General features: G+C 45.0%; 15 protein-coding genes. 3 read left to right on the top strand and 12 right to left on the bottom strand.

The genetic code is table 11. The features are described 5' to 3' along the window. Positions 1-423: 423 nt before the first annotated feature. Both tkt and IV55_RS04925 read right to left on the bottom strand, forming a co-directional pair. The gene (gene tkt / locus IV55_RS04930; RefSeq protein WP_057810114.1) at positions 424-2418 is read right to left on the bottom strand and encodes a transketolase; all 1995 of its coding nucleotides are present in this window, start codon (positions 2416-2418) and stop codon (positions 424-426) included. Between the two features lie 137 nt (positions 2419-2555). Then, entirely contained in the window at positions 2556-3284 is a 729-nt protein-coding gene (locus IV55_RS04925; RefSeq protein WP_083483939.1) for a transaldolase, read from the bottom strand. 348 nt (positions 3285-3632) lie between these two features. Between IV55_RS04925 and IV55_RS04920 the strand changes: the two genes are divergently transcribed. Both IV55_RS04920 and IV55_RS04915 read left to right on the top strand, forming a co-directional pair. Then, entirely contained in the window at positions 3633-4775 is a 1143-nt protein-coding gene (locus tag IV55_RS04920; RefSeq protein WP_057809936.1) for an ArgE/DapE family deacylase, read from the top strand. 39 nt (positions 4776-4814) lie between these two features. Further along, positions 4815-5639 carry a Cof-type HAD-IIB family hydrolase gene (locus IV55_RS04915; RefSeq protein WP_057809932.1) on the top strand — a complete coding sequence of 275 codons (825 nt, stop codon included), beginning with the start codon at positions 4815-4817 and terminating at the stop codon, positions 5637-5639. A 368-nt stretch (positions 5640-6007) separates the two neighbouring features. Here the strand turns inward: IV55_RS04915 and codA are convergent, their stop codons facing one another. Both codA and IV55_RS04905 read right to left on the bottom strand, forming a co-directional pair. Then, the gene (codA, locus tag IV55_RS04910; RefSeq protein WP_057809930.1) at positions 6008-7243 is read right to left on the bottom strand and encodes a cytosine deaminase; all 1236 of its coding nucleotides are present in this window, start codon (positions 7241-7243) and stop codon (positions 6008-6010) included. A gap of 165 nt (positions 7244-7408) precedes the next feature. Then, positions 7409-7678 (bottom strand): type II toxin-antitoxin system HicB family antitoxin, encoded by a 270-nt coding sequence (locus tag IV55_RS04905; protein WP_057809928.1) that lies wholly within the window; start codon positions 7676-7678, stop codon positions 7409-7411. 250 nt (positions 7679-7928) lie between these two features. Here IV55_RS04905 and gnd point away from each other — a divergent pair, with 250 nt between their 5' ends. Continuing rightward, positions 7929-8828, top strand: coding sequence for a phosphogluconate dehydrogenase (NAD(+)-dependent, decarboxylating) (gnd, locus tag IV55_RS04900; protein WP_057809926.1), 900 nt, complete (start codon positions 7929-7931; stop codon positions 8826-8828). Between the two features lie 92 nt (positions 8829-8920). Here the strand turns inward: gnd and IV55_RS04895 are convergent, their stop codons facing one another. The 8 genes from IV55_RS04895 to IV55_RS04860 form a co-directional block, all read right to left on the bottom strand. Next, a complete protein-coding gene (locus IV55_RS04895) occupies positions 8921-9832 on the bottom strand; it encodes an SDR family NAD(P)-dependent oxidoreductase (protein ID WP_057809924.1) in 912 nt (303 codons plus the stop codon). Between the two features lie 65 nt (positions 9833-9897). Continuing rightward, a complete protein-coding gene (locus tag IV55_RS04890; RefSeq protein WP_162260730.1) occupies positions 9898-10473 on the bottom strand; it encodes a TetR/AcrR family transcriptional regulator in 576 nt (191 codons plus the stop codon). 142 nt (positions 10474-10615) lie between these two features. After that, on the bottom strand, positions 10616-11104 hold the full coding sequence (locus IV55_RS04885; RefSeq protein ID WP_057809920.1) for a universal stress protein: 489 nt from the start codon (positions 11102-11104) through the stop codon (positions 10616-10618). Between the two features lie 63 nt (positions 11105-11167). After that, positions 11168-11800 carry a hypothetical protein gene (locus tag IV55_RS04880; protein WP_057809918.1) on the bottom strand — a complete coding sequence of 211 codons (633 nt, stop codon included), beginning with the start codon at positions 11798-11800 and terminating at the stop codon, positions 11168-11170. Positions 11801-12154: 354 nt separating this feature from the next. Beyond that, positions 12155-12841 carry a hypothetical protein gene (locus tag IV55_RS04875; protein ID WP_057809915.1) on the bottom strand — a complete coding sequence of 229 codons (687 nt, stop codon included), beginning with the start codon at positions 12839-12841 and terminating at the stop codon, positions 12155-12157. Positions 12842-12857: 16 nt separating this feature from the next. Next, positions 12858-13385: an HdeD family acid-resistance protein gene (locus tag IV55_RS04870; protein WP_057809913.1), complete on the bottom strand. Its 528-nt coding sequence runs from the start codon at positions 13383-13385 to the stop codon at positions 12858-12860. A 246-nt stretch (positions 13386-13631) separates the two neighbouring features. Next, the gene (locus IV55_RS04865) at positions 13632-14330 is read right to left on the bottom strand and encodes a methionine ABC transporter permease (RefSeq protein ID WP_057809911.1); all 699 of its coding nucleotides are present in this window, start codon (positions 14328-14330) and stop codon (positions 13632-13634) included. Further along, a complete protein-coding gene (locus IV55_RS04860) occupies positions 14327-15442 on the bottom strand; it encodes a methionine ABC transporter ATP-binding protein (protein WP_057809909.1) in 1116 nt (371 codons plus the stop codon). Before IV55_RS04860 ends, IV55_RS04865 begins: the two co-directional genes overlap by 4 nt. Positions 15443-15576: the final 134 nt, after the last annotated feature.

Here is a 15576-nt window from a genome sequence, read left to right as displayed (position 1 = left end):
CGTCACTGTTACCCTGTTTTGTCGGAGAGTGTCGCTCGCTTTGCGAGCGGCACAACCGTTAATGCCAAAGTAAAAATCAGACGCAACATCAAATAACCGCCCCAACAGTTTGTGTGTAGACTGTTAGAGCGGTTATTTGATACTTGTAGTTAACTATTACATAGAGTGAACGTTGGCCGCTGCAGTCATAGTGGCGGCGAGTTTACTTCGACGTTCACTGCACTTGTGCTTTGCCCGCAAGGCGGGCAAAGCACTCCTCCAGCACCAGGTCATTAGCAATGGAGATCAGATGTAACACCGAGAACGAAGGGCTGCGAAGAATTTCGCAAAGCCCGTAGTGGTAAGGTGTCACATCTGGTCGACGGTGAGCGAAGCGAACTTGCTAATGGCCTGGCGCTGGAGGACACAGCCCCGGCCACCTAGTTAGACAGACAATGGCGCATGTGCATCCGCCCACAGTGATTCGAAGGTGGTGACGACAGCGTGTGGGTTGAAACCGAAGTGTTCCATTACTGCGTTGCCATCCCCGCTAGCACCGAATGTATCGACTGACATATTACGACCAGTGGTCCCAGTGAACTCACCCCACCCAAAGGCACTGCTCATTTCAATTGAGACACGCATCGTGACAGATGCTGGCAACACACTTTCTTGATAGGCAGCCGACTGTTCACGGAAACGTTCCATACTTGGCATAGACACAACGGCGACATCATACCCGTCTGCAAGTAGCCTTTCTTGCGCAGCCAGTGCGAGTGAAACCTCCGACCCGGTCGCAATCAAAATGCCGTCTGATACTTCCCCTTGTGCAGGTGAAATAACATACGCACCGTGCTTCACGCCATCGGTTGATGAATTTTCTAAGGCGGGCACTTTTTGGCGCGTCAACACCAAAATGTTTGGTCGATCGTCGGTTTCAGCGACCATTTGCCAGGCGCCCAGCGTTTCTGTCGCATCAGCTGGCCGAATCACGTTTACATTTGGAATACTACGAAGCATCGCTAGTTGTTCAATCGGTTCATGTGTTGGCCCATCCTCCCCGACTGCCAATGAATCATGGGTCAGGATAAAGGTTGATGGTAATTGCTGTAAGGCAGCCAGCCGGATTGCAGGCTTCAAGTAGTCGCTAAAGACAAAGAAAGTACTACAAAAAGCGCGCGTGTTGCCATGCAGATTGATTCCGTTAACAGCAGCCGCCATGCCGAATTCACGGACGCCAAAGTACACGTTACGCCCCTTCGGATTCAACGGTGTAAATGCACATGCATCATCAATCGCAGTCTTATTAGAAGCAAACAGATCAGCGGCGCCACCCCAAAGATTGACATTGGTAGCAGCGATTTGTTGCAGGATGTCAGCGTTGATAGCACGGGTTGCCGTCGGTTGGGCATATTTGGCATCATCCAGCGTCACTTGATCAAGATCCAAGGTGTTGTCCAAATAGGCTGTCGCAACAGCTGGATACTTTTTCCGATAATCCCTGAACATCTGTTGCCAAGCTGCATAGCGTCGTTGCTTTTGCTTAACAAAATCGGCATACGTTTGATAAATACCCCGGTTGATTTCAAACGGAGCTGCTTGCCAATCGTAGAATTCACGCATTTTGGCAACGTTCTCCACACCTAATACTGAACCGTGGACCTTATTTGTACCAGCATCTGGCGTCCCGTAACCAATCACCGTTTTCACTTCGATCAAGGTTGGCTTACCGTTCTTTTTGGCACGATCAATGGCCGCATAAATATCAGTCAGATTATTACCATCAGAGACGCGTTCGTAATCCCACTGAGCGGCTTTAAAGCGTTCACTCACAGTGTCATTGGCACTTAAATTCAACGGTCCATCCAATGACACATCGTTAGAATCATACAAGACAATCAGTTTGTTCAGCTGTTTATCCCCGGCCAGGTTGATTGCTTCATGACTGATGCCCTCCATCAAATCGCCATCCCCCACCAAAGCATAGGTGTAATGATCAACAACTGGATAGCCTGGGCGATTGACCACAGCAGCTAAATGCTTTTCTGCCATCGCCATCCCAACGGCCATGCCGATACCTTGCCCAAGCGGACCAGTCGTTGCGTCAACCCCTGTTGTTTCAGTCACTTCTGGATGCCCTGGTGTTTTAGATCCTAGCTGGCGAAACTGTTTCAAATCATCAATGCTCAAGTCAAATTGATTCAAATGTAGCAAACTGTATAGCATTGATGATCCATGCCCCGCACTTAAAACAAAGCGGTCGCGATTCAACCAATCGGTATCCTTAGGATTAAACTGCAGGAACTTTTCCCATAGAACATAGGCCATTGGCGCCGCATCAAGTGGCAACCCAGGATGCCCACTATTTGCCTGTTGAATCATGTCGACACTTAAAAATCGAATTGCATCGACCGCTGTCATATCTTTTTTCGTAAACATCATGATCTTTTTTCACTCCATTTAAAATGACCCGGTTCAATATTCCCGCCGGGTCAGGTTCTTATGTTTGTTTAGCGTTTGGGACATAAGTCATTTTGGCCCAAACTCTCTCGTAGATTTACGAACTTAAATAGTGATTAAACCAATACACTCATGCCCAACGCTTTACTGTCAGCTTGGAACTGGCGGGCAGCTGCTAAGGCGCATTCATCCAAAGGTTTACCCAGGTTTGATAGTTTGCCCAGTAAGGCTGGCGTACAGGTAATAATATCGGTATGCGTTTGTGCAGCCTGCATGATATTGAAGACTTCACGTTGGCTGGCCCACAGTAACTTCAAGTTTGGTTTAAAATGCACGATGTCCGCATATTTTGACATCAGTGGCCGTGGGTCAACACCAGTATCGGCAATCCGTCCGGCAAAGACGGAAACAATCCCACCAGTTTCATCACTCAGCGCCTCGCGAGCACCCCGCACCTGTTCTTCAGTAAAGACGGCGGTAACATTCACTTTGATTCCATCTTCTGAAAGTTGGCTGATTAATGGCAATGTTGATTCACCGCGCGCATTTAGCACCGGCACTTTAACGAACACGTTGGTGCCAAAGTGACTGATGATTTCAGCTTCCTTCGCCATTTCATCAAAGTCGTCACTAAACACTTCAAACGAAATTGGTAAGTCTGGCACCTTCGCGACTGCTTCATGCGCAAACTTAACGTAGTCTGTCACGCCTGCCTCACGCATTAATGATGGGTTGGTTGTAAAACCAGTAACTAGACCGGTTTGGTAAGCTGCGACCATTTCAGTCAGGTCAGCACCATCCGCATAAAGTTCTACGCCTAGGTCAGGGATTGTATTTTCATTCATTGGTATCGTCCTCACATTCGTAATTAATTATGTTTTTAAACCACATTTAAGCAATTGGTCTATGCGTTACACAATACTGATTACCAGATTTTTCGGCAAGCCTATTTTTATGGCAAAACAATTAAAATGGGCCTTTTTGCTCATAAACCAATTTTTAGTAAAACGCTTTAAACGGTTGTTTCTATCGTCATTTATCGTAAGTGGTCTAGAAAACTGCCTTGCGGTTGCACAATTCTAATGAAACACCCAAATTTTAGTGGGCTAAAATACTGGTTTCTGAGAAACTAACCCATAATTGGTCGAATAGTGCTATAAATGAACTAATAACCAGTGAAAGGTGACGATATTATGGAAGAAACACAATCAGTTGCACTGCTAAGCGACCTTGTAAAGATTGATTCACGTAACGGTCACGAAGAACATGTTGCCGACCGCATCATCGAAGAACTTAGTGCACATGGCATTACTGCTAAGAAGATTCCCTACGCAGATGGCCGCACGAACCTTTTTTGTGAACTAGATTCTGGTAAGCCTGGCAAAACATTAATGCTCACGGGCCATTTAGACACAGTTGCTGCCAATGAAGCAGACGACTGGAACTTTCCACCGCTCGCTGCGCATGTCGAAAGTGGCAAAATGGTCGGTCGTGGTACTGCCGATATGAAAAGTGGTTTAGCTGCGATGGTCTGTACCCTGATTGATCTAAAAACTGCAGGGTTACCTAGCGCTGGTAAATTACAGTTTTTGGCAACTGTTGGTGAAGAATACGGCGCGCCTGGCTCCCGTCAATTGACCCAAGCTGGTTATGTCGACCATGTGGACGCAATGATTGTTGGCGAACCAACCAGCGACCAAATTATCTTTGCGCATAACGGATCCATTGACTACTCCGTCGAATCCGTTGGAAAATCAGTCCATTCGTCAATGCCTGAAGCAGGTGTGAATGCCATCACCAACCTGGTTAAGTTCATCAACGCTGAAGCTCATGCCTTTGACGACGCACCAGTTAGTGACGTGTTGGGGCCAGTTGTTCACTCCGTTACGGTCATCAACGGCGGTGACCAAGTAAACTCCATCCCCGGTTTTGCTCGCCTGGAAGGAAACATTCGCCCCATTCCTGAATTCGATAACGATAAAATTATTGCTGGTTTGCAACAAATCATTGATCATCTTAATGAAGAAAACGATGTACAACTGAAACTGATTGTTGATTTTAGCTTCTTCCCCGTTATCTCTGATCGCCATTCACAGCTAGTTTCATTAGCCGCTGAAGCCGTCACCAATACCACTGGTTCAGATGCAACGTTAAATGTGATTCACGGTGCAACAGATGCGTCCGAATATACAAAATCTGCCAACGACTTTCCAATCATTGTCTTAGGCCCTGGGCGCTGGGACATTGCTCACCGCGTGAATGAATACGTCGAAATAGCCGATTATTTGCACCTGATTGCTGCATACAAGCAAATCGCAACTAACTTTTTGAAATAATATTGTTATTAACAAATTCCCGTTATAAAGGAGTTCTCAATGAGCATCAAACTTATTGCCGTCGATATGGATGGTACGTTTCTAAATGATGATAATGATTATAACCGCAACCGCTTTGCGGCCCAATTTCGTCGACTACAGGCCCGTGGAATTCACTTTGCCGCAGCTAGTGGCTCACAGTATCAACGCCTGATTGAACAGTTCACCCCGTTTAAAGATGATATGGATTTCATCTCAGATAATGGTGCCATCGTGCATGCACGTGACGAGCTGTTATTTGCGAGTCAGATTCCCGATGACCTCGTGCGTAATACCTTGCAGGTACTAGCAACTCATTATCCGCAGCCAATGGCCTTGACGACCCTATCAGGCGTTAACCGGGCCTATGTCGACACAATGACACCTGATCCAGTCTTCAAACTAATTGGTCGTTACTATAACGCTTTGGAAAAGATGGATGATCTCTTTGCCGTCAACCCAGCGCAATTAGATGATCAGCTGGTTAAAATCGCTGTTAGCTTTGCGAAGGATGTTGATACAACGTCGGCCATTCCTGAACTACTGTCACACTTGGATAGTTCCCTGAGCGCCATGAACTCTGGCTTTAACACAGAAGATATCGGTTTAACCGGCGTCTCCAAAGCTAGTGGTCTACGGCACTTACAGGAACGTTACGGGATTGAGAGTAATGAAATTGCCAGTTTTGGTGATAACGAAAACGATCTGGATATGCTCACCATGACACCCCACGGCTACGCAATGGCAAATGCCGCAGAGGACGTGTTGAACCAAGCCCCTCTACGCACCGATAGTAATAATGAAGATGGTGTGTTAAACGTCATCGACCGCATCTTGGCAGAATAAATCAGAGCGTTGATAAAGTCGCAAATTAGCGAGCACGGCCTAGGACTGCCGTATGGGTGGTTTACCCAGTAGGTGGTTCGTAGGCGGCACAGCTAATTGACTTTATCAGCGCGTTTCAAATCAGAGCGCTGATAAAGTCAATTAGCAAGCACGACCTTGAATTAGAATTTACCGTCACGACAAAAAAGCGAGTTTGGGACAAAAGTTGTCCCAAACTCGCTTTTTGATTTACAAACTTAAATAGTACAAATGTGCGCCAAAAGTCAAGTCGCTGTGCAGAGGACGAACACCCTACCGGATTGAAGCCCAATCCGTACGGCCGTTCTAGGTCTTGCTCACGACTTCCCGACTTGTCCCACTCTCTTACTCTAAAAGTTCAGTGTTGTCTGCTTGGGTGTCGTTTGAACCAGCACCTTTCCTTTACGGATTGAGTACAACACCTCAGAACGTTCATTTAACGTGTTATAGAAATCGTTATTGTTAAAGATAATACAGTTGGCAGGCTTCCCCACTTCAATACCGTAATGGTCCAGGATATGAAGTGCTTTAGCCGCATTCTCAGTCACAAACTGATATGAGGCATTAATCTCATCATAGCCCATCAAATGACCAACATGCAGGCCCATTGAAACTGGATCTAACATATTCCCATTCCCCATTGGATACCATGGATCGCGCACGTCGTCTTCACCGAAGGCAACATTGATACCAGCTTCCTTTAATTCCTTAACACGGGTCATTCCACGACGTTTTGGATAGGTGTCAAAACGACCACCCAGATTTGTATTGACCAGTGGATTGGCAATCATGTTAATATCGGCCATCCGTAACAAGCGGAATAACTTATAAGCATACGCATTGTTGTACGACCCTAAAGCCGTTGTATGACTCGCTGTCACACGATCGCCTAATCCGGTTTCGTACGCGATGGTAGCCAACGTTTCTAGGTGTCGTGACGCCGGATCGTCAATTTCGTCACAGTGAACATCAATTAGCCGATCATATTTCTCCGCCAATTTCCCAATATAATGAAGGGATTCAATACCATACTCACGGGTGAACTCAAAGTGAGGAATGCCGCCAATGACATCAGCACCCTGTTTGACAGCCTCTTCCATTAGCTCCCGGCCATGTGGGAAAGACAGGATTCCTTCCTGTGGAAAAGCAACCAGTTGTAATTCCACTTGGTCAGCCATTTCCGCCTTTACCTCAAGCAGGCCTTGCAGCGCGGTAAAGCTTGGATCAGTCACGTCTACGTGTGAGCGAACCACCTGAATCCCATTAGCAATCTGTTTACGTAAGGTTTCTTTTGCACGCTGTTTAACATCGGTAACGGTCAGCGTCTTTTTCCGTTCTGACCAAATACGAATTCCATCAAACAAAGTCCCTGACTGATTCCATTCTGGATCTCCCGCTGTCTGTGTTGCGTCTAAATGGACATGTGGATCCACAAATGGTGGTAATAACAATTTACCAGTTGCATCAATCACCTGTTCATCCGCACGTGCTTCAATGTGCGACTCAATGGCCGTGAACTTACCATCCTCGATGCGAAGATCCTGTGGTGTCTGTGCATTGTTAATCAGTGCTTGTTTAATAAGCATGCTAACCCTCCGTAAAATTATTCAAATGATGAATCGTCAAACTCATCTAAGAATAGAGCTAACCCTGAACGATTTCAAGGGTAAAACGGTTTCAAGTTCGGGTTGCAATTGTGCACAAAAAAAGGCGACCGGCCAAGGTCGTCTTAGGAGTGAAACCAACATTAGTTACATGGCCCGGGGCGTATCATCTGGATCCGCCTGCGGTTCTGGAATGGGTCGATTAAGCTGCAGGTTTGTTTGAAACCACCGCTTTTTGGCATCGGCTAGTTCTTTAATTCCTGCAGAAATTGAATCTGCTGCAACAGCTAGCCCCGTCAATTCAGGAATACTCAAGGTAAAATACCGTTGACTTCCCGCCTCTTCCACAGACTTGATGATGACTTGATAACTCAGCCCCATGTAATATTCGACTGATCGATTCGCCATGCTTTGCATCGAATCGCCTCCAAGTTTCTAAGTGTGTGGCCCAGTCACCACGTGAATAAAGTCAGTTTATCAATGTAACAAACAAATGACAATAGTGTTACAGTAAAACATTTGCTTCTTTAGACTTTCTCAATTTTTGGTTACTGCTACTTTGTGCATTTCTTCTCATGAAAAGTCTTTACAAAATTTAGCTTGATTTTTGTAAATTGCTTTCATATAATCAAGGAGAACAAAAAATACCGAAAGAGGGATTTCTCAGATGAAATTAGGTTTAATCGGTTTAGGCAAAATGGGTCTAAACCTTGCAGAAAACATGATGGACCACGATAACGAAGTTGTTGGTTTTGACTTGAACAAGGACTTTGTTAGCCAGGCAGTTGCTGCTGGTGCAGAAGGTGCAGAATCTCTGGAAGAAATGGTTTCTAAGTTACCATCACCAAAGATCGTGTGGGTCATGGTTCCTGCCGGCAAACCAACTGAATCAACTATCGACAGCTTGCTTAACTTACTTAGTGACGGCGACTTCCTGATCGATGGTGGGAACTCCTTCTGGCAGGATTCCGTTGAAGATGCTAAGAAGGCTGAAGCCAAGGGTATCAACTTCTTCGATTGTGGTACTTCAGGTGGCCAATCAGGCGCACGTCATGATGGTAACTTCATGATCGGTGGTACTAGCAAGGAAGCCTTCGAAACATTAAAGCCTCTTTACGAAGGTATCGCTCAAGAAAATGGTTACCTTTACACTGGTAAACCAGGTTCAGGTCACTACTTGAAGATGGTCCACAACGGTATCGAATACGGTATGATGGAAGCTATCGGTGAAGGATTCGACGTTCTGGAACACAGCGACTTCGACTACGACAACGAAGCAGTTTCACGCCTTTGGAACAGTGGTTCAGTTGTTCGTTCATGGTTGATGGAATTGGCTGAAGAAGCCTTCAAGAACGACGCTAACTTGGACAACATCAAGGGAACAATGCACTCATCTGGTGAAGGTAAGTGGACCCTTGAAGAAGCCTTGAACCAACAAGTTGCAACCCCTGTTATCGGTCTTTCATTGATGATGCGTTACCGTTCAATGGAAACTGACACTTTCACAGGTAAGGTTGTTTCATCATTGCGTAACGGTTTTGGTGGTCACGCAGTTGATAAAGCTTAATCAATAAATCAATGTTAATTAAAAATCGCAGCAGTCATTTTATGACTGTTGCGATTTTTTGTTCTTAATTAAGCCGCAGCCCTAGGAACACATTAATATTCAACTTCCTGCAAAAGTGCTCGTGTCTGAGCTACGATTTCCTGTGCATACTCGGGATCTTGCATTTGGACAGACGGTTGCATTAAACCACCCTTTTCATCAAAGTAAGCACCTGTTTCATCAACTGATGTCACAATCTTAGAAATCAGTTTACCAGCGACACGTGGTGTACTGAAGTTCTTCAGCAACGGAGAAAGCCATTGCAGAGGCTTGGTGCCGTATTTAAGCACAAACTTTAACACAGCATTGGCATCGCTGATACCCAAGTTCGTTCCTAATGTCATCCCTGGTTCCAATGCGTTGATTTTTAACGCTGGATTTTCCTTGGCCAGGACGAGACTAGCCGCCAACACACATTGCTTGGACGTCGCATAGGCATCGAAGCCTGCTGTGGTCGAACCACCCTTGCGGTAAATTCCCTGGGCAGCATCTGCCACCGTTACTAGTCGTGAGCCACGAAAACCGGCACGTGTCGCAAACTTACGATCAGGATCCTCAACGGCAGATGCCGTGAATTCAACTCGGGCACCGACTTCCAGGTTGGGTAACAATAATGTTGTTAATAAAAACGGTCCGAGATAATTTGTTGCAAACGTCAAATCAAACCCCTGCTTGCTCTTCGCTGTTGAACTGGTTTGAATGCCAGCGTTATTTGCTAACCCCACGATTGGTAGCCCGAGGGCTTTAATCTCAGCGGCAGCTCGCTTTACACTCGCCAAATCTGAAAAATCACAGACAATCGTCTCTGCAGTACCACCTTGTGCGGTAATTTCTTCTTTAACATCATTTAACTTATCTTGATTTCTAGCCACCAGGATTGTGATCTTGTCGTTTGCAACATTGCGTGCCGCATAACGTCCCATTCCTGAAGTTGCCCCCGTAATAATAATTGCCTGTTTCATCATAATCAGCCTCGTTTTATTATTTTTGACAAAAATGGTAAATGATCATTTACCTTGATCTAAAAAAATTAAACTGTTATTGCCATCGATGTCGCCGCAATAATATCGTTAATTTCTTGTTCTTTTATCGCTCGTTTTTCATTGATTGCATCTTGAATCATCATCGACATTGGTCCGGCAGCAATTGCCATAAATGTTTGAAACGGTGCATGCAAAAAATGGTTATCAGCCTGCATATTTTCGTACATCTCCTGAACCGGTGGTGCAATTTCACCCACATGCTTTTTGACCACTGCTGATACAAGTTGCGGATTTTGTTCAATTGCCTTCGTATACACCGTCTCATTTGGCATTTGTGTGTATGCCTTCGCATAATGTCGAATCATAATTGCTAACTGCTGTAGCAAATCCGTTGTGTTGCCAAGTTCCGTCATAAGCCCGGAATCAATTCTTTGCTGCGCTTGAAGATATAATTGGCCAAGCAAATCCGCTTTGTCGTCATAATAAATATAAATTGTTCGTGGAGAGATACCAGCCGCCTTAGCAACCTTCCCCATACTTAAATTGACGATTCCTTCTGAGCGAACCAAGTCATACACTGATTGTTGTAACGCATCTAATTTTGATTGATCTATTTTTGTCATGGGTTCATGGTAAACGTTCATTTACCATTTGTCAAAATTGTTTTCTGTTTTTTGGTCTTGGAGTCTACTTTTGTCCCACTCACATCAAAAAAGCCCACCGACAGTCAAAATGAACTGTCGATGAGCGATGAAATAAGTCTATTTAACGAACAACCAGCACTGAGACTGGTGAGTATTTAGCCACATAGGCCGCTTGGCTACCAAAGTACTTAGCAACCCCTTGACGTGACAATGAGCCGACGATGACAAGGTCTGGTTCAACCTGTGGAATCACCTGCTTAACGATGGTTTCGCCTGGGTCACCTTCGGCTAACAGTGTCTTAACTGCTTTCACACCGGAGTTTTCAGCAACCTTTTGGTAATCATCCAACCGCTTTTGAACATCAGCACGTTGTTGATCAAGCATTTCTTTACTTAATGCCGTAAACACGTTCACATTTTGTTCTTCCAAAATGCTGACAATGACTAATTCAGAATTGTCCTCTTTAGCCTGTTTAACTGCATATTGATAGGCCAGCTGTGCATCTGGAGATTCATCGACCCCAACTAAAATCCGCCGGTAATCGTAGACCTTCCCTTTGATAACGTCAGCCGCACTTTTTTGTTTGTGTTTCTTTTCATGATCAGCCATTTCGCATCACTCCTCCACAGTTAATTGTAACCGTTACCAGTGTGAAAATGCTAGTCTTGACAACTACTTTTGTAATTGGTCGACGTAAGCTTTTGGTTGAACCAATGTTACTTTGCTTGCTTTAAGCATGAAGCCCTTAGTTGGCTTACCAGCAATCAGCTTCTTGTCTTTATTTTGAATCGTGTAAGCTTCTGGCTGACCCTTGCCATCAAAGGTCAATTTCTTACCGAAGTCTTGACCGCTTTGATGATAGTTAGCTGGTTGGTGTTTGCTTTGATCATCCTTATTCTTGTATACGGCCGTAACCGTTGATTCAGGTTGCAACGTCAATGTCTTGTCAGCCTTGGTCACTTTACCAGTTGTAACCTGTTCTTGAATCCCAGACATAGACAAGCGTGTGATGACTTGTTGCGTGTAGTGACCATCTTTTGTAAACGTCACCTGTAGTTGGTTCTTTAGCGTTTCCTTTTTACCTAGGGTGCTTTGTGTATTGTATGATCCTTGATACGTGTGGTCAGCCCAGAAGTCGCTTGTTTTGGCAGCCTTCTTAGTTGCTAAAACTGTGTGTGATGCAGCTTGTGCTGACTGTGTTTGTGCCTGTACAAAACCAGCTCCGACGGTCATCAGTGCAATTGCCAAACTTGCTTTGACAATCCCTTGTTTAACTGTTTGTTTGGAACTTTTACCTGTTTGCATGTACATTCCCCTTATTACTGCATCCGGACCGAAATAAAAGCCCAGGCGCTAAATAATTTACTTGCACTATTATCGCAAATTTCTGTGCATATTTCATGAAAACTTAAGGAATTAAGCCGTTTGGCGCCGTTACACAACGGAAACAGCGCCCTACTGACGGGAGATATCGCCTGTCTTTACAGTTTCAAGACAATATGGCAACAACGTCTCAAAGGCGGTATTTGAACCAAAAAAGCGAGATTGGGACATAGCCCCAATCTCACTTTTTAACGAACTTAAATAGTGAAAATGTGGGACAAAAGTCAAGTCACTGTGCAGACTACCCGACTTTTGTCCCACTCTCTTCAATTTTAATCATGATCCCATCGTTGGTTTCAGAAACCTTACTGCGTTGACAAGATTTTTAAACTGCTTCACGTGACTCGCGTTTAAATGCTTAGCGTCCTGATACATTCTAGTACTGGCAGTAAAGTGTGTGCGATAACCAACTTTACGACCTGCGGCAGCATAATCACGGGTTAACTTCGCATAGGTGGCTTGCTTGCCGGTTGTATTCATGTTCAAGCTTTGCTGATCAGTCTTGCTGAGCGTTGGCAAATACACACCTGCTGTTGGTTTAACAGCTTTGATTGTCCCGTTTAAGGCCACCACATTATTGGCCTTCTTTGATGCAAGTAGCTTCGCGTAGGTTTGCTCAAACTGTGTCCGATCATACTGATAAATCGCTAGATCAACATGCTTTGGTGTCATGACTTGTTTATTACCACTCCCAAATTGATAATGGGCCATGGTAACGACAACCGTGTCTTTGCCAAAGGACAACGAACTCACCGTAGACTGTTTGTGCGTTAACGAGGCCACGCCATGCGCTGTGACAACTTTCTTTGACGCTTGCAGTGGCTGACTAACATCGACTAACTCGTAATTAGTGGTCGTTATACTGCGATACCAAAATGCACCGCCCACGGCCAATAAAATCGCGATAACCGCCGCACCAACCAGCCATAATAACCCATGATTACGAAAACCCTTTACTTGCATCCTCACACCTCAATCATTAAAAGGCACGCATAATGTGGTACGCACCATAAATTAAAAAGTAAATACCGATTAATGATGACAGTGCCATCGCTGCGACTAACGGCCGGAATAATAACATAATTCCTAAAATTAGGCCTAGTACATCCAAGGCAACGCTCCACCAATAATAACGTTTATCAAATGATTGTAATAAACCAACCGTTAGCAGTCCCATCGCCGAGTCAACGATGAACCAGCTGGCGAAAAAGTATGGCAACAGATGCATCCCAATGCCAAGATGAAGCATTAAAAAGGCACCAATGACAATATCAACGATCCCCATAACCAGTAGCCAAATTGGTGAACGACCAAGTAGCGATTGTACATCGGCATGGAACCAAACTTCATAGATTCCTTTTATGAGCGCTAGGACACCAAAAATGACGACTATCGCCAGTAGGCTCGATGTTGGATCAACAAATGCAATAATTGCTGCAATCACAAATAGCACACCTAAAATAAAACTGTACCAATCAAACGAACGCCTTGTAGAATTCCAGTTCATTTCAACCACCTCAACCACATTTAATTGTGCTGCTTAGGGTAAGGATTTATCCTGCCTTCAGTCTACCACGCGACGTGTTGTGCACCAACCGTTCTGGCACCTAAATCGATGGTTTTATGCCCAATTTTTTGTGGATGGCATTTGTTAGCCATTACTTGCGTGCATCATCAAAAAAGGTGGGCATCACGCCGAAAGCAGAGGCCAAAGCCCGAGCAGTAGGACGTAATCCCCACCTGTGTGCCACGATTATCTGTGATCCGTCCGTCGAGCCCACAAATCCCCAAGGACTTGAACGACGAAAACAATGGCTAAAATAATGATCATTGCCATAATCGTGATGTCATTTTCAAAACGGTTGTATCCGATACTGATGGCGGTATTTCCTAAGCCACCACCTCCGATAGCACCGGCCATGGCGGTTAGTCCAATCAAACTAATGATGGTCACAACCGAAGTCCGGATTAGATCTGGCAATGCCTCACGCAGATAGACGCGAAAGATAATTTGTAATGGTGATGCACCGACCGCCTGAGCAGCCTCGATGATCCCACGATCAACATCTACCAACGCATTTTGAACTTGCCGTGCGTAAAACGGTGCGCAGCCAATCGTCAATGGTACTAAGGCCGCCGTTGTCCCAATCGACGTACCAACCACTAATCGTGTAAATGGTGCAATCACGGCTAGTAAGATAATAAATGGAATGGAACGGAAGATATTGACTAACTTATCTAAGATCCAGTACGTTGGTTTGTTTTCAAGAATGCCACCTGGTGCAGTCACGACGAGCACGACACCGATTAACATCCCCAGGATACCGGCGACTAAACCTGATACCAATGTCATGTAGATGGTTTCCCATGTTGATTGAATAAACACATCTTTATTTTCAACGACATTAGGCATGATTGATGACCAAAAGTCACTTGCTAAAATGGTTGTCATACAGTTGCCTCCTCATTGTTGGCCGCTGCTTTGCGTGCCAATTCTGCTCTGTACTCAGCGACATTAATCCGACGAACATGCACGCCTTGCTGAGCGACGTAAGCTAATGCTGTTTCTACAGCATCCCCCACACCGCTTAACACTAAGCCAAGCGTGCCAACTGGCGTGTTCTGCAAAATCTCAACATTCCCAAATAAAATATTTGGCGTTACATGAAATTTTTCATACAGTTGCGCAATTAACGGTGCCTCTGTCGAATCGCCCGCATAAGAGAGCACAACTAATTGTTCACCAGCCCCTAGATTTTGCACGGTCGCTTGTTCAACCACATTTGCCAAGGCCGAGTCAATTTGAGAAGACGTTTCAATGAATTCTTTGGTCAACTGTTCCGTAGGATTCGAGAAAATCGTCAGCAAATCGCCTCGTTCAATGATTTCACCGCTTTGCATTACGGCCACCTTGTTACAGATTGCTTTCACTGCTTGCATTTCATGCGTAATCAAAACAACGGTGAGTCCCAACGTTTCGTTCAGGTGCTTCAACAATTCGAGAATCGCACCGGTTGTCTTTGGATCCAAAGCCGACGTTGCTTCGTCAGAAATGAGGATTTCTGGATCATTGGCCAACGCACGTGCAATGGCAACCCGCTGCTTTTGACCACCTGATAATTGTGCAGGATAATCATTCTTCTTGTCAGCTAAGCCAACAAGATCTAATAATTCATCAACTTTGGCCTGTTTCTCTTTGCGCGTTAGCTTTGAGCCTAATAGCAAGGGAAATAACACGTTATCACCAATGGTACGTTCGTTCATCAGGTTAAAGTGTTGAAAGATCATGCCGATCTTTGTGCGTGCCTGACGTAAATTTTTGCCGGATAAGTTACCTAGGTTCTGACCGCTAACCGTCACCGTTCCCTTTGACTGGCGTTGCAGCTGGTTGATTACCCGCACCAACGTACTTTTCCCCGCACCGGAATAGCCCACGATGCCATAAATGTCCCCCTTATTGACCTGGAGGTTCACGTCTTTAACTGCCTTGACGGTACGATCGGCTTCCTTGAAAGTAACGTCGATATCTTTTAATTCAATAATTGGACTTGTTGCTTCAGCCATAATTAATGCGTCCTTTCTAAACTAAGTCTATGTTAAATCATTTATCTTCTATGTAAAACGAAGTGTTTAGGACATACGTCACTTTGTCCCAAACACGCTTTTGAAGCACGAGTTTAACTAGCGAAAACGTGGGC

The sequence above is a fragment of the Furfurilactobacillus siliginis genome (assembly GCF_001437435.1).
GTDB lineage: Bacteria > Bacillota > Bacilli > Lactobacillales > Lactobacillaceae > Furfurilactobacillus > Furfurilactobacillus siliginis.
This window is presented reverse-complemented; position numbering and strand designations above follow the sequence as displayed.

Coding starts and splice junctions, on each gene's coding strand:
- tkt (WP_057810114.1), bottom strand. CDS start 2,418: ATGTTTACGAAAAAAGATATGACAGCGGTCGATGCAATTCGATTTTTA.
- IV55_RS04925 (WP_083483939.1), bottom strand. CDS start 3,284: ATGAATGAAAATACAATCCCTGACCTAGGCGTAGAACTTTATGCGGAT.
- IV55_RS04920 (WP_057809936.1), top strand. CDS start 3,633: ATGGAAGAAACACAATCAGTTGCACTGCTAAGCGACCTTGTAAAGATT.
- IV55_RS04915 (WP_057809932.1), top strand. CDS start 4,815: ATGAGCATCAAACTTATTGCCGTCGATATGGATGGTACGTTTCTAAAT.
- codA (WP_057809930.1), bottom strand. CDS start 7,243: ATGCTTATTAAACAAGCACTGATTAACAATGCACAGACACCACAGGAT.
- IV55_RS04905 (WP_057809928.1), bottom strand. CDS start 7,678: ATGCAAAGCATGGCGAATCGATCAGTCGAATATTACATGGGGCTGAGT.
- gnd (WP_057809926.1), top strand. CDS start 7,929: ATGAAATTAGGTTTAATCGGTTTAGGCAAAATGGGTCTAAACCTTGCA.
- IV55_RS04895 (WP_057809924.1), bottom strand. CDS start 9,832: ATGATGAAACAGGCAATTATTATTACGGGGGCAACTTCAGGAATGGGA.
- IV55_RS04890 (WP_162260730.1), bottom strand. CDS start 10,473: ATGACAAAAATAGATCAATCAAAATTAGATGCGTTACAACAATCAGTG.
- IV55_RS04885 (WP_057809920.1), bottom strand. CDS start 11,104: ATGGCTGATCATGAAAAGAAACACAAACAAAAAAGTGCGGCTGACGTT.
- IV55_RS04880 (WP_057809918.1), bottom strand. CDS start 11,800: ATGCAAACAGGTAAAAGTTCCAAACAAACAGTTAAACAAGGGATTGTC.
- IV55_RS04875 (WP_057809915.1), bottom strand. CDS start 12,841: ATGCAAGTAAAGGGTTTTCGTAATCATGGGTTATTATGGCTGGTTGGT.
- IV55_RS04870 (WP_057809913.1), bottom strand. CDS start 13,385: ATGAACTGGAATTCTACAAGGCGTTCGTTTGATTGGTACAGTTTTATT.
- IV55_RS04865 (WP_057809911.1), bottom strand. CDS start 14,330: ATGACAACCATTTTAGCAAGTGACTTTTGGTCATCAATCATGCCTAAT.
- IV55_RS04860 (WP_057809909.1), bottom strand. CDS start 15,442: ATGGCTGAAGCAACAAGTCCAATTATTGAATTAAAAGATATCGACGTT.